Origin of the sequence: Pseudomonas sp. R4-35-07 (assembly GCF_003852235.1) — a bacterium.
Classification (GTDB): domain Bacteria; phylum Pseudomonadota; class Gammaproteobacteria; order Pseudomonadales; family Pseudomonadaceae; genus Aquipseudomonas.
The window spans coordinates 5,546,130-5,559,933 of sequence record NZ_CP027732.1 but is presented as its reverse complement, the minus strand read 5'-3'; the positions used below and the strand labels follow the sequence as shown (position 1 = coordinate 5,559,933).

Sequence of the window (13,804 nt, the reverse complement as noted above, 5' to 3'; positions counted from 1 at the left end):
CTAACCAAATGTAGGAGGGGGCTTGCCCCCGATAGCAGTGGGTCAGTTAACTGATAAGTCGCTGACAGACCGCAATCGGGAGCAAGCCCCCTCCCACATTTGAGCCCTGCGCCTTCAAAAACTTTACCAAGGCTTCAGAAGCCTTCATTTGTGCCGATACGATAAAAACGCCGTCAGTAGCCGACAGCCGCGCTGACATCAAAAGAAAGTAATCCCGATACAAAAACTGTAACAAATTGACGGGAGGATGTGCCTTTGGCCATGATGGCGTCGCCTTTTTGATCGTGGGTGACGTATGCAGCAGAGCGTCAACACTAAGCGATCTAAAAAAGTGCTGATAAATACCCTTTAGGAATTAGCTTATGGGATGGTCGGTCTAGCCTGACCAGCCCGGTGGGTGAATGCGCTTATTCCTGAATGGTATGAAAAAGAATGAAACAATTCTTTTTGGGTGTATGAAAAACTGCATTACCCTGCAGGGACCAAATCAACTGCGGTTAGACGAAGGTAGTAGGCATGCAAGGTTAGGATTGACTTGGTGGTCACTATCTGGCGCTAATCGCGCATCTGTGGATCGAGGGCGTCAGACCCGAGACCAAAGAAATACAAAAATTAGAAATGAGAGGAGCGGTACATGAAGAAGTCCACCTTGGCTGTGGCTGTAGCGTTGGGCGCCATCGCCCAGCAAGCAGGCGCTGCCGGTTTCATCGAAGACAGCAAGGCCACACTGGGTCTGCGTAACTTCTATATCAACACCGATAACCGCGAAGGCACGGCCAACCCGAGCAAGAACGAAGAATGGGGCCAAGGCTTCGATCTGCGTTTCATCTCCGGTTATACCCAAGGCACCGTTGGCTTCGGTCTTGACGCTATCGGCCTGTTGGGTGTTCGCCTGGATTCCGGCGGCGGTACCAACGGCGCGACTGCCACGTCCTATGGCGGCACCATCTTCCCGAGCAAGTCCAATGGCGAAGCCGTTGATAACTACTCGAGCCTGGGCCTGACTGCCAAAGCCAAGATTTCCCAGACTGAATTGAAGCTGGGTACCTTGCAGCCCAAGCTGCCGGTCATCGTGACCAACGATGGTCGTCTGCTGCCGCAGACTTTCCAGGGTGGCCAGATCACCTCCAGCGACATCAAGGACCTGACCCTGGTCGCCGGCCAGATCGAAAAAGCCAAGGGCCGTAACTCCAGCAACAACGAAAGCCTGTCCATCTCCGGTGCTAACAGCCGTGGCGTGAACTGGCGTTCGAGCAACAAGTTCTACTACGCCGGTGGCGACTACAAGATCACCAAGGATCTGACCGCCCAGTACTACTACGGCAACCTGGAAGATTTCTACAAGCAGCACTTCCTGGGCCTGACCCATAACTGGGCCATCGGTCCGGGCGTGTTGAAGTCTGACCTGCGTTATTTCAACAGCTCCGACGACGGTAACAACGGCAACCAGTCCGCCTACTTTTCTACAGGCAACTATGGTGGCGTCAACTCCGGTCGTGGGAAAGTCGACAACAACCTGTACAGCGGCCTGTTCCTGTATTCGGTTGCCGGTCACACCTTCGGTGGTGGTTACCAGGTCAGCAACGGCAGCAGCGACTTCCCTTGGCTGAACCAGGGTGACGGCTCGTCGGCCTACATCACTACCGACATGCAGATCCAGAAGTTCGCCCGTGCCGGCGAGCGTACCTGGCAAGCTCGCTACTCCTATGACTTCGCCAAGGTTGGCGTACCTGGCCTGACCGCTGGTGTGGTTTACCTCAAAGGCGACCATATCGACACCGTTGCCAGCAACCGTGCCGAGTTCACCGGCCAGTCCGAGTGGGAACGTGACATCACTGTTGCCTACGTCGTACCGGAAGGTCCGCTGAAAAACGTCGGCGTGGCGTGGAAAAACGCTATGTGGCGCAGCGATATCGCCAACGCGCGTAACCAGGACGAAAACCGCTTGATCGTCAGCTACTCGATCCCGCTGTTGTAAGACTGTAAAGCCTTGCCCGGCGCAATGCCGGGCAAGGTGTGTTGCTTTCAAGTCGGGCTCAACCCCCGCAAGCCCTTCCTGAAATCCCTCTTGGTACAGCGTCTCAAGGCCTTCTCGAACCTTGAAAACGATGTTGATCCTCGTCCGCTCCGATGTCCAATGAACAGATTTTTATATTCCTTTATCGTCTAGATAAATCGATATTTATTCTTTTTAAAATCTTCCCAAACCCTGCACAGTGGGCTCAATAAGCACTCATCAGGAGCCCCACCATGAGCCTAAGACTGGGCGACATCGCCCCCGACTTCGAACAGGATTCCAGCGCCGGCAAGATTCGTTTCCACGAATGGCTGGGTGATAGCTGGGGTGTGCTGTTCTCCCACCCGGCGGACTTTACTCCGGTGTGCACCACCGAACTGGGCTTCACTGCCAAACTCAAGGATGAATTCGCCCAGCGAGGCGTCAAGGCCATCGCCTTGTCGGTTGACCCGGTGGACTCGCACCACAAATGGATCGAAGACATCAACGAAACCCAGAACACCGTCGTCAATTTCCCGATCCTGGCCGATGCCGACCGCAAGGTCTCGGACCTTTACGACCTGATCCACCCCAACGCCAGTGACACCCTCACCGTGCGCTCCCTGTTCGTGATCGACCCGAACAAGAAAATCCGCCTGACCATTACCTACCCGGCCAGCACCGGTCGTAACTTCCACGAAATCCTGCGGGTGATCGACTCGCTGCAGCTGACCGACAACCATAAGGTCGCCACTCCCGCCAATTGGCAGGACGGTGATGAGGTGGTGATCGTGCCGTCGCTCAAGGACGAGGAAGAGATCAAGAAACGCTTTCCCAAGGGCTATAGGGCAGTGAAGCCGTACCTGCGGCTTACCCCGCAACCCAATCGTTAACACAGGACCCATGTGGGAGGGAGTAAGCCCCCTCCCACATGTTGAGCACATTTCAAGCACACAAGCAGGGGTTTTTCAGGCCGTTTCGACGGCCTTTTTTTTCGTCTGGCGATCTGTTTATCTCATATGTTTTTATGGAATAAACAAATGAATAAATAAGATTTAAAGATATATAAATCTACTGCTAAGGTCTGTTCCATCTTGGCGCCATCGCCACACAGCGAACCGCCGACACTTGCTCAAGGAATACTTGCATGCTGGTCGTAACACTTGGAGGCAGTCCCAGTCAGCGTTCCCGCTCCGGGGTCTTGCTGGAGAAAACCCGTCAATGGCTGCAGGACCAGGGCGTGGAAGTGGTGAATTACCAGATCCGCGACTTTCCGGCCGAAGACCTGCTGCATGCACGGTTCGACAGCCCCAAGGTCATCGACCTGTTGCAGCAAGTGGCGAATGCCGATGGTTTGGTGATCGCCACGCCGGTTTACAAGGCCTCGTTCTCCGGTGCCTTGAAGACGGTACTCGACCTGCTGCCTGAGCGCGCCCTGGCCCACAAGGTGGTCTTACCGATGGCCACCGGTGGCAGCATCGCGCACATGCTGGCGGTGGATTACGCCCTTAAACCCGTGCTGTCGGCGCTCAAAGCGCAGGAATTGCTGCATGGGATCTTTGCCGAAGACAGCCAGATCGCCTACGGCGAAGGCAGTGCCCAGGCGCAATTGGTGCCCGTGCTTGAACAGCGCTTGGACGAAGCCCTGGAGCAGTTTTACAGCGCCATGGCCCGCCGCCCGAAACCGCTGGACCCGCATGTACTGAATGAACGCTTGTTGAGTGCTCGCTGGAGCATTTAAGCCTTACCCCGACATCTGGAAACACTCACCTTACTCAGCCGCCAACGGCCAAGCAGGTGCCGCCAATACCCTAATCGCACATTTGGAGAGCGCCATGCGCACTGTCATTTTGCGTCGCGGTCTGGTCGCACTGTTTGCTGCGGCTGTGTCCTTCGGCGCCATCGTTCAAGCCCACGCCGCAGAAACCCTGCGCATCGGTTACCAGAAATACGGCACGCTGGTGCTGCTCAAGGCCAAGGGCACCCTGGAAAAACGCCTGGCTGCCCAGGGCGTGCAGGTGCAATGGACCGAATTCCCCGGTGGCCCGCAATTACTCGAGGGCCTGAACGTCGGCTCCATCGACTTTGGCGTCACCGGCGAAACCCCACCCGTGTTCGCCCAGGCCGCCGGTGCGGATCTGCTTTACGTGGCCTACGAGCCGCCCGCGCCGACCAGTGAAGCGATCCTGGTGCCCAAGGATTCGACGATCAAAACGGTGGCCGAGCTCAAGGGCAAGAAGATCGTGCTGAACAAAGGCTCCAACGTGCACTACCTGCTGGTTCGTGCGCTGGAAGACGCCGGCCTTGCCTACACCGACGTGAAAACCGTGTTCCTGCCGCCCGCCGATGCCCGCGCCGCCTTCGAACGCGGCAGTGTAGACGCCTGGGTAATCTGGGACCCGTACCAGGCCGCCGCCGAGAAACAACTGCAAGCGCGCACCCTGCGCGACGGCACCGGCATTGCTGACAACCACCAGTTTTACCTGGCGACCAAGCCCTACGCCGAACAGCACCCTGAAGTGATCAAGGCGCTGGTGGAAGAAGTGCGCGCCGTGGGCGAATGGTCCAAGGCCAACCCGCAGGAAGTGACGGACCAGGTCGCGCCGCTGCTCGGCCTGCCCGCTGATATCACCCTGACCTCGGTGAAACGCCAGGGCTACGGCGCGCTGTTCCTGACGCCCGAAGTGGTCGCGGCGCAGCAGAAAATCGCCGACAGCTTCTACCAGCTCAAATTGATTCCCAAGCCCTTGAGCATCAAGGACGTGATCTGGACCCCACCCGCCTCGGTTGCCAAAGCGCCGTAATCCGACTTCTTCAGGAGACAACTCCATGAGCCTCAATATTTTCTGGTTCCTGCCTACCCACGGCGACGGTCATTACCTTGGCACCGCCGAAGGCGCTCGCGCCGTCGATCACGGTTACTTGCAACAAGTGGCCCAGGCCGCTGACCGTCTGGGCTTCGGTGGGGTGTTGATCCCCACCGGGCGCTCTTGCGAAGACTCGTGGCTGGTGGCCGCCTCGCTGATTCCGGTGACCCAGCGTTTGAAATTTCTGGTTGCGCTGCGCCCCGGGATCATTTCCCCGACCGTGGCCGCGCGCCAGGCGGCGACCCTGGACCGCCTGTCCGGTGGCCGTGCGCTGTTCAACCTGGTGACCGGTGGTGACCCGGAAGAACTGGCCGGCGACGGCTTGTTCCTCAGTCACGAAGAGCGCTACCAGGCGTCGGTGGAATTCACGCGCATCTGGCGTCGCGTGCTGGAAGGCGAGACCGTTGATTACGACGGCGAGCACATCAGCGTCAAAGGCGCCAAGTTGCTCTACCCGCCAATCCAGCAGCCGCGCCCGCCGCTGTATTTCGGCGGTTCGTCCGAAGCGGCCCAGGACCTGGCAGCCGAACAGGTGGAAATGGTGCTGACCTGGGGCGAACCCCCGGCAGCGGTGGCGGAAAAAATCGAACAAGTACGGGCCAAGGCCGCCAAGCTTGGGCGCACCCTGCGCTTTGGTATTCGCTTGCATGTGATCGTGCGTGAAACCAACGAGGAGGCGTGGAAAGCCGCCGATAAACTGATCTCCCACTTGGACGACGAAACCATCGCCCGCGCCCAAGCGTCCCTGGCGCGCTTCGATTCGGTGGGCCAGCAGCGCATGGCGGCCTTGCATGGCGGCAGTCGCGACAACCTGGAAGTCAGCCCCAACCTGTGGGCCGGGGTCGGCCTGGTGCGCGGCGGCGCGGGCACTGCGCTGGTGGGCGATGGCCCAACGGTTGCGGCACGGGTCAAGGAATACGCAGACCTGGGCATCGACACCTTTATCTTCTCCGGTTATCCCCACCTGGAAGAGTCGTATCGGGTCGCAGAACTGCTGTTCCCGCACCTGGATATCGAACGGCCCGAACTGCCGAAAAGTGCCGGCTACGTCAGCCCGTTCGGCGAGATGGTGGCCAACGACATCCTTCCCAAAGCTGCGTCGCAGAGCTGAGGGGGCGCTATGAACCTGGAAAAATTCAGCCATCGCGTAGCGCCCTGGGTGCTGCCGATTCTATTGCTGGCGGTGTGGCAGTTGTCGGTGACGGCAGGTTGGTTGTCGACGCGCATTCTGCCGGCGCCCAGTGCGGTCATCGAGGCTGGCATCAACCTGGTCCGCAGCGGCGAAATCTGGACGCACCTGGCGATCAGCGGCTGGCGCGCGGGCCTGGGCTTTGTGATCGGTGGCAGCATCGGCCTGGCCCTGGGCTTTATCACCGGTCTGTCGAAGTGGGGCGAGCGTCTGCTGGACAGCTCGGTGCAGATGATCCGCAACGTGCCGCACCTGGCGCTGATTCCCTTGGTGATCCTGTGGTTCGGGATTGACGAGACTGCGAAGATTTTCCTGGTGGCCCTGGGCACGTTGTTCCCGATCTACCTGAACACTTACCACGGCATCCGCAACGTCGACCCGGCGCTGGTGGAAATGTCGCGCAGCTACGGCTTGTCCGGCTTCAGCCTGTTCTGGCAAGTGATCCTGCCGGGCGCGTTGCCGTCGATCCTGGTGGGCGTGCGCTTTGCCCTGGGCTTTATGTGGTTGACGCTGATCGTGGCGGAAACCATCTCGGCCAGTTCCGGCATCGGTTACCTGGCGATGAACGCCCGCGAGTTCCTGCAGACCGACGTGGTGGTGCTGGCCATCGTCATGTACGCGATCCTCGGCAAGCTGGCCGACCTGGCGGCGCGAGGCCTGGAACGGGTGTGGCTGCGCTGGCACCCGGCGTATCAAGTGAATAAGGGAGGTGCGGCATGACGGCTCAACAACCCCCGCGCCTGCTCAAGGGCATCCCCCTGGCGGTGCGCAAATTGCGCAAATCCTTTGGCGCGCGTGAAGTGCTCAAGGACATCGACCTGCATATCCCAGCCGGCCAATTCGTGGCGGTGGTCGGCCGCAGCGGCTGCGGCAAAAGTACCTTGCTGCGCCTGCTGGCGGGGCTGGACAAAGCCAGTGGCGGCGAGCTGCTGGCGGGTTCTGCGCCGCTGCATGAGGCAATCGAAGACACGCGGCTGATGTTCCAGGAAGCGCGCTTGCTGCCGTGGAAAAAGATCATCGACAACGTCGGCCTGGGCCTTACGGGCAACTGGCGCCCCAAGGCGTTGCAAGCGCTGGAGGCGGTAGGCCTGGCCGAGCGCGCCGAGGAGTGGCCGGCGGCCTTGTCTGGTGGCCAGAAGCAGCGCGTCGCGTTGGCGCGGGCCCTGATTCACCAGCCGCGCCTGTTGCTGCTTGACGAACCGCTGGGCGCGCTGGATGCCCTGACACGTATCGAGATGCAGCAACTGATCGAAAACCTGTGGCAGAAACATGGCTTTACCGTGCTGCTGGTCACCCATGACGTCAGTGAAGCCGTGGCGATTGCCGACCGGGTCATCCTGATCGAAGACGGCGAAATCGGCCTGGACCTGATGGTGGACCTGCCTCGTCCCCGCGCCCGAGGTTCACATCGCCTGGCTGCGCTGGAAGCCGAAGTGCTCAACCGCGTGCTGTCGCTGCCCGGCTCACCGCCGGAACCCGAACCCGTTTCACCGCTGCCGACGCAATTGCGTTGGGCGCAATAAAGCAGCGGCAAGCTTTTAGCTTCAAGCTGCAAGAAGGAGCCCGGTGCTTTTACTTGCAGCTTGTAGCTCGCAACTTGCAGCTAATTTCCACTCGAGGAGAAATCGTATGACTATCAAAGCCATCAACGTGCGTAATCAGTTCAAAGGCACCATCAAGGAAATCGTGGTGGGCGACGTGTTGTCGGAAATCGATGTGCAGACGGCGTCCGGCATCGTCACCTCGGTGATCACCACTCGCTCGGTCAAAGAGCTGGAGTTGGTGATTGGCAGTGAAGTGATTGCCTTCGTGAAATCGACCGAGGTGTCGATCGCCAAGTTGTGAGTGTTTGAGACCGCCTTGATCGTTCCCACGCTCTGCGTGGGAATCCCGCCTGGGACGCTCCGCGTCCCGCTGCATAAAAGTGACGCGGAGCGTCACGGGATGCATTCCCACGCAGAGCGTGGGAACGATCATTAGAAGACTCACCGCTTGGGCAAATACACCGGCAAATAAAGCCCCACATACGCATCAAACACCCGCATCCCTTCCTCCGCCATGCGTGGCGTAATCTGCCCATGCTGATGCACCGAACGCGCATACACGCGGTCACTGAGCTCCAATGCCAGGGCAAACACATCCACATCGCCGGGTAGTGTCGGCACGTCGAAATGGCGATTGAACACGCCGAGCATCAGATCGCCCAATTCCAGGTCATGCTGACGATCCGCCTGGGTGACTTCGGTCAAGCCATGCTGGGCCAGAATCAACTGGCGCGCCGCGGCATCATTGCTGTAGACGGTGAGCATGCGCTGCTCGACGATGCAGGACAGGTCGCGCCAGGTCTGGAGCGAGTCATGTTCGATGGGCGCCTGGATGGCCGCGCGGAAGGCTGCGTGCACATCCGCCGTCAATGCCTCCAGTAACGCCGGCACGCCGGCGAAAAAGTGGTACACCGACGAGGGCGGGATTTGCGCCCGTTCGGCCACGCTGTAGATCGACAGGCCGGCCACGCCTTCGGCCGCCAGCAAGGCGCGGGCGGCGTCCAGGATCGCGTCGATCCGGGCCTGGCTGCGGGCGCGGGGTTTGCGAGGGGCGGCGGGGCGGGGGGGCATGGAAGTCTCCTACAGGGCAGCGGGCATTGTATGAGCAGGAAGGTGTGTTGTCTGCCAGAGCGCCATCGGGGGCAAGCCCCCTCCCACACTTGACCGAGTTCCAACTTTGGAATGCAGTCAAATGTGGGAGGGGGCTTGCTCCCGATGCTGCCAACGCGGTCCCTCAGAAGAAACCCATAAAAAACGCCGCAGGCCATAAGCTCTGCGGCGCTCTTTTTCTGCAGCCGCTGTTTAAACGGTATGCAGATACCAGTTGTACTCAAGGTCGGAGATGGAGTGTTCGAACTCTTCCAGCTCACTTTCCTTACAGGCGACAAAGATATCGATGTATTTAGGATCGATGTACTTGGCCATCACCTCGCTGTCATCCAACTCGCGCAGGGCATCGCGCAGGTTGTTCGGCAGGCTTTGTTCGTTCTGCTCGTAGCTGTTGCCTTCCACGGGAGCGCCCGGTTCGATCTTGTTGGTCAGACCGTGGTGCACGCCCGCCAGGACCGAAGCCATCAGCAGGTAAGGGTTGGCGTCGGCACCCGCCACGCGGTGTTCGATACGCACGGAGTCGGCAGTGCCGGTCGGTACGCGAATCGCCACGGTGCGGTTGTCCAGGCCCCAGCACGGCGAGTTCGGCACGTAGAACTGTGCGCCGAAACGACGGTAGGAGTTGACGTTGGGGCACAGGAACGCCATTTGGGCGGGCAGGGTCTCGAGCACACCGCCGATCGCGTGACGCAATGCGGCGTTCTGCTCGGGATCCTCGCTGGCAAAGATGTTCTTGCCGTCCTTGTCCAGAATGGAGATGTGTACGTGCAAACCGTTGCCTGCCTGGCCTGGGTAAGGCTTGGCCATGAAGGTGGTGTCCATCTCATGGTCGTAGGCGATGTTCTTGATCAGGCGCTTGAGCAGTACCGCGTAGTCGCATGCCTTGATCGGGTCGGCGACGTGGTGCAGGTTCACTTCGAACTGCGCCGGGGCACTTTCCTTGACGATGGCGTCGGCCGGGATGCCTTGCTCTTTGGCACCTTCCAGAATGTCCTGGAGGCAGTCGACGTATTCGTCGAGGTCGTCGATCAGGTAGACCTGTGTCGAGTGCGGGCGTTTGCCGGAAATCGGCGAGCGAGGCGGTTGTGGCCGGCCGTTCACGTTCTCCTGGTCGATCAGGTAGAACTCAAGCTCGAAGGCGGCGCAGATGGTCAGGCCCATGTCGTCGAACTTGCTCACGACTTGGCGCAGCACTTCGCGCGGATCGGCGAAGAAGGGTTCGCCTTCCAGTTCGTGCATGGTCATCAGCAGTTGCGCGGTGGGGCGCTTTTGCCAGGGCTCATTGCACAGGGTGTCGGGGATTGGATAACAGATTCGGTCAGCATCACCGATGTCCAGGCCCAGGCCGGTGCTTTCCACCGTAGAGCCGTTGATATCCAGGGCAAATAAAGAGGCAGGCAGGTTAATGCCCTTCTCGTAAACCTTGTGGAGGCTGGTGCGTTCGATGCGCTTACCGCGCACCACACCATTCATATCCGCAATTAGAAGGTCTACGTACAGAACCTCAGGATGATCCTTAAGGAACGCGTTCGCTTCGTTAAGCTGAACGGCACGCGGGGGTACCGACATGATGCAACACCTTTGTTGTTAAAAATATCAATCATTGATCTTTTCTGGTTTCAGTCAACCCGAACGGCATGCCGAAGTCAAGCGAGGCCTTTTTTGCCCTGAAAAAGCGCCAGGGCGCCTTTTTTGGGGCTTTTTGGGGCGTTTTTTTGGGTTTGAGGGTCTTGGGACCTGCAGGCTTGAGCGGGCCGTGTTGTATTTTTTACGGGGGTGTTGTGTAAAAAAATGAACAAGGCTAAGCTCGATTCAAACCCATAACAGCAATAATACCGGGGTGCTTCATGTCTCGCCTGCCGCCAACTGGCGTCTTGGCCTGCTTCAGCCAGGCTGTGTGTTCCGTTTATTCCTGCAGCGTGTATCCCTGCGCACCGGCCAATATTCTTGACGCTTGGGCCGACCCTCTCTTTTTCCCTTCGTTTGTCTCAACGGTGCCGCCCGGCAGCGCCAATGCAGAGTGCTGCTCATGATTCTGCACAAGTTTGGCGTGAGGAATGCAACGCTGCAGCAAATGGCAGGTAAGCTCCTACCCTGAGTGAACAAAACGACGCGGATGCTGCGTCAACCAACGCCTGGCCTTTTAATGGATGCCAGGAAACCCAGCCCAGAGGCATTTATGAGTAACAACCTCGACCAGCTCACCGATTGGTTGAAAGACCACAAGATCACAGAAGTCGAATGCATGATTGGCGACCTCACCGGCATCACCCGGGGCAAGATCTCGCCGACCAACAAGTTCATCGCCGAAAAAGGCATGCGCCTGCCCGAGAGCGTTCTGCTGCAGACCGTGACCGGCGACTATGTCGAAGACGACATCTATTACGAATTGCTCGACCCGGCCGACATCGACATGATCTGCCGCCCCGACCAGAACGCGGTGTTCCTGGTGCCGTGGGCCATCGAGCCGACCGCCCAGGTGATCCACGACACCTACGACAAGCAAGGCAACCCGATCGAGCTGTCGCCGCGCAACGTGCTCAAGAAGGTCCTCAAGCTCTACGCCGACCGCGGCTGGCAGCCCATCGTGGCGCCGGAGATGGAGTTCTACCTGACCAAGCGCTGCGAAGACCCGGACTTCCCGCTGCAACCGCCCATCGGCCGCTCCGGTCGCCCGGAGACGGGCCGCCAGTCCTTCTCTATAGAAGCCGCCAACGAATTCGACCCACTGTTCGAAGACGTCTACGACTGGTGCGAGCTGCAGGAACTGGACCTCGACACGCTGATCCACGAAGACGGCACCGCACAGATGGAAATCAACTTCCGTCACGGCGATGCGCTGTCCCTGGCCGACCAGATCCTGGTGTTCAAGCGCACCATGCGTGAAGCGGCGCTCAAGCACAACGTGGCCGCCACCTTCATGGCCAAGCCGATGACCGGCGAGCCCGGCAGCGCGATGCACTTGCACCAGAGCATTATCGAGATCGCCACCGGCAAGAACGTCTTCTCCAATGAAGACGGGACTATGAGCCAACTGTTCCTCAATCACATCGGCGGCCTGCAGAAATTCATCCCCGAATTGCTGCCTTTATTCGCCCCCAACGTGAACTCGTTCCGCCGCTTCCTGCCCGACACCTCGGCGCCGGTGAACGTGGAGTGGGGCGAAGAAAACCGCACCGTGGGCCTGCGCGTACCGGATGCCGGCCCGCAGAACCGCCGCGTGGAAAACCGCTTGCCGGGCGCCGATGCCAACCCGTACCTGGCGATTGCCGCCAGCTTGCTGTGTGGCTACATCGGCATGGTCGAAGGCCATAACCCGAGCGCACCCGTGGTGGGGCGTGGCTACGAGCGACGCAACCTGCGCCTGCCGTTGACCATCGAAGACGCGCTGGAACGCATGGAAAACAGCAAGACCATCGAGAAATACCTGGGTCAGAAGTTCATCACCGGCTACGTCGCGGTCAAGCGGGCCGAGCATGAAAACTTCAAGCGCGTGATCAGTTCGTGGGAGCGGGAATTCCTGCTCTTTGCCGTCTGATGCGCCGGGCGCGCTGCTGGAACAGCGCGCCCTCACCTGAAATGTCTAGGAGATCGGTATGTCCAGCAACAACCCGCAAACCCGTGAATGGCAAGCCTTGAGCAATGATCACCACCTGGCGCCGTTCAGCGACTTCAAGCAATTGAAAGAGAAAGGCCCAAGGATCATCACCAAAGCCCACGGCGTTTACCTGTGGGACAGCGAAGGCAACAAGATCCTCGACGGCATGGCCGGCCTGTGGTGCGTGGCGATCGGTTACGGTCGCGATGAACTGGCAGACGCCGCCGCCCGGCAGATGAAAGAACTGCCGTACTACAACCTGTTCTTCCAGACCGCTCACCCGCCGGTACTCGAGCTGGCCAAAGTCATTTCCGACGTCGCACCCGTTGGCATGAACCACGTGTTCTTCACCGGTTCCGGCTCCGAAGGCAACGACACCATGTTGCGTATGGTCCGCCACTACTGGGCGATCAAAGGCCAGCCCAACAAGAAAACCATCATCAGCCGCAAGAATGGCTACCACGGCTCGACGGTGGCCGGCGCCAGCCTGGGCGGCATGACCTACATGCATGAACAGGGCGACTTGCCGATCCCGGGCATCACCCACATCGCCCAACCGTACTGGTTTGGCGAAGGCGGCGACATGAGCCCTGACGAATTCGGGGTCTGGGCCGCCAACCAATTGGAAGAGAAGATCCTGGAGCTGGGCGTGGACACGGTCGCAGCCTTTATTGCCGAGCCGATCCAGGGCGCCGGTGGCGTGATCGTGCCGCCCGACAGCTACTGGCCGCGCATCAAGGAAATCCTCGCCAAGTACGACATCCTGTTTGTCGCCGACGAAGTGATCTGCGGTTTCGGCCGTACCGGCGAGTGGTTCGGCAGCGATTTCTACGACCTCAAGCCCCACATGATGACCATCGCCAAGGGCCTGACCTCGGGCTACGTGCCCATGGGCGGCCTGATCGTGCACGACGATGTGGTGGCCGTGCTCAACGAAGGCGGCGATTTCAACCACGGTTTCACCTACTCCGGGCACCCGGTGGCGGCGGCGGTGGCCCTGGAAAACATCCGCATCCTGCGCGATGAAAAAATCGTTAACCGTGTACACGACGAAACGGCACCGTATTTGCAGAAACGTCTGAGGGAGCTGGCGGACCATCCACTGGTGGGCGAAGTGCGCGGCGTGGGCATGCTCGGAGCGATCGAGCTGGTGCAGGACAAGGCCACGCGCAAGCGTTACGAAGGGAAGGGCGCGGGCATGATCTGCCGCACGTTCTGCTTCGAAAATGGCCTGATCATGCGCGCCGTGGGCGACACCATGATCATTTCGCCGCCGCTTGTGATCAGCCAGGCCGAAATCGACGAACTGGTGACCAAGGCCCGCCAGTGCCTGGACCTGACTTTGGCGGCATTGCAGGGCTAAGTGCTAGGCTCAGTGCGCAGCGGCTTTCGGGTGCTGCGACTGTGTAGATAAATGTGGGGGCCTGTTGAAAGCGGGCCCCCGAACTTGCCAGACTGTCGTCCTGTTTTGTTGCCCTTTGGCTGGGCCCGAAACACCTA

Annotated in this window: 12 protein-coding genes; 10 read left to right on the top strand and 2 right to left on the bottom strand. The window is 59.6% G+C overall.

Annotation, left to right across the window (positions count from 1 at the left end):
• Positions 1 to 634 precede the first annotated feature (634 nt).
• The 8 genes from C4J89_RS25545 to C4J89_RS25510 all read left to right on the top strand — a co-directional run bounded on the left by C4J89_RS25545 (position 635) and on the right by C4J89_RS25510 (position 7,897).
• A complete protein-coding gene (locus C4J89_RS25545; RefSeq protein ID WP_065934171.1) occupies positions 635 to 1,978 on the top strand; it encodes an OprD family porin in 1,344 nt (447 codons plus the stop codon).
• A gap of 272 nt (positions 1,979 to 2,250) precedes the next feature.
• Positions 2,251 to 2,889: a peroxiredoxin gene (locus C4J89_RS25540; protein ID WP_015886425.1), complete on the top strand. Its 639-nt coding sequence runs from the start codon at positions 2,251 to 2,253 to the stop codon at positions 2,887 to 2,889.
• A gap of 254 nt (positions 2,890 to 3,143) precedes the next feature.
• Positions 3,144 to 3,737 carry an NADPH-dependent FMN reductase gene (gene ssuE, locus C4J89_RS25535; protein WP_124415864.1) on the top strand — a complete coding sequence of 198 codons (594 nt, stop codon included), beginning with the start codon at positions 3,144 to 3,146 and terminating at the stop codon, positions 3,735 to 3,737.
• Positions 3,738 to 3,831: 94 nt separating this feature from the next.
• A complete protein-coding gene (locus tag C4J89_RS25530) occupies positions 3,832 to 4,800 on the top strand; it encodes a sulfonate ABC transporter substrate-binding protein (protein ID WP_124364876.1) in 969 nt (322 codons plus the stop codon).
• A gap of 25 nt (positions 4,801 to 4,825) precedes the next feature.
• Complete coding sequence (ssuD, locus tag C4J89_RS25525; protein WP_124364875.1) at positions 4,826 to 5,974, top strand: FMNH2-dependent alkanesulfonate monooxygenase; 1,149 nt, start codon at positions 4,826 to 4,828, stop codon at positions 5,972 to 5,974.
• Positions 5,975 to 5,983: 9 nt separating this feature from the next.
• Positions 5,984 to 6,772, top strand: a complete 789-nt coding sequence (gene ssuC / locus C4J89_RS25520) for an aliphatic sulfonate ABC transporter permease SsuC (RefSeq protein WP_124364874.1) — start codon at positions 5,984 to 5,986, stop codon at positions 6,770 to 6,772.
• Positions 6,769 to 7,575: an aliphatic sulfonates ABC transporter ATP-binding protein gene (ssuB, locus tag C4J89_RS25515; protein ID WP_124364873.1), complete on the top strand. Its 807-nt coding sequence runs from the start codon at positions 6,769 to 6,771 to the stop codon at positions 7,573 to 7,575. Before ssuC ends, ssuB begins: the two co-directional genes overlap by 4 nt.
• Before the next feature lie 106 nt (positions 7,576 to 7,681).
• Positions 7,682 to 7,897, top strand: a complete 216-nt coding sequence (locus tag C4J89_RS25510) for a molybdopterin-binding protein (RefSeq protein ID WP_003176783.1) — start codon at positions 7,682 to 7,684, stop codon at positions 7,895 to 7,897.
• Between the two features lie 140 nt (positions 7,898 to 8,037).
• Here C4J89_RS25510 and C4J89_RS25505 read toward each other — a convergent pair whose 3' ends face one another.
• Positions 8,038 to 8,667 carry a TetR/AcrR family transcriptional regulator gene (locus tag C4J89_RS25505; RefSeq protein WP_124415863.1) on the bottom strand — a complete coding sequence of 210 codons (630 nt, stop codon included), beginning with the start codon at positions 8,665 to 8,667 and terminating at the stop codon, positions 8,038 to 8,040.
• A gap of 231 nt (positions 8,668 to 8,898) precedes the next feature.
• Complete coding sequence (locus C4J89_RS25500) at positions 8,899 to 10,275, bottom strand: glutamine synthetase family protein (RefSeq protein ID WP_124364871.1); 1,377 nt, start codon at positions 10,273 to 10,275, stop codon at positions 8,899 to 8,901.
• A 610-nt stretch (positions 10,276 to 10,885) separates the two neighbouring features.
• On the opposite strand from C4J89_RS25500, the gene C4J89_RS25495 reads away from it, so the two are divergent.
• Both C4J89_RS25495 and C4J89_RS25490 read left to right on the top strand, forming a co-directional pair.
• Entirely contained in the window at positions 10,886 to 12,244 is a 1,359-nt protein-coding gene (locus tag C4J89_RS25495; RefSeq protein ID WP_124364870.1) for a glutamine synthetase family protein, read from the top strand.
• A gap of 58 nt (positions 12,245 to 12,302) precedes the next feature.
• Positions 12,303 to 13,667: an aspartate aminotransferase family protein gene (locus tag C4J89_RS25490; protein WP_124415862.1), complete on the top strand. Its 1,365-nt coding sequence runs from the start codon at positions 12,303 to 12,305 to the stop codon at positions 13,665 to 13,667.
• The last annotated feature ends 137 nt before the right edge of the window (positions 13,668 to 13,804 follow it).